The organism is Acidovorax sp. Root217, assembly GCF_001428645.1.
In the GTDB taxonomy this organism is placed as follows: domain Bacteria; phylum Pseudomonadota; class Gammaproteobacteria; order Burkholderiales; family Burkholderiaceae_C; genus Acidovorax.
This window is the reverse complement of sequence record NZ_LMIH01000007.1, coordinates 49,003-49,243: the sequence shown is the minus strand read 5'-3', so window position 1 is coordinate 49,243 and position 241 is coordinate 49,003.

The window sequence follows — 241 nt, the reverse complement described above, 5'->3', positions numbered from 1 at the left end:
ACGCGCTCACCCCAGGCCCTGCGCTTCTCGGCACGGTCAGAAGGGGGTGGGAACGGGCTCCACTCGGGCCATTGCTTCGCTCGGCCCGAGGCGCCATCGCTGCGCTCGGCCTGGGCAGAATGATCGCGCCCAACATGTCGGCAGCGCGCAGCGCGTAACCGACACCCGGCGCAGCTGCGAAGCAGCAGCCGTCTTTGTCCCCGCTCCCCACCCCTGCTGGCTGCGCAGAGAAGCGCAGGGG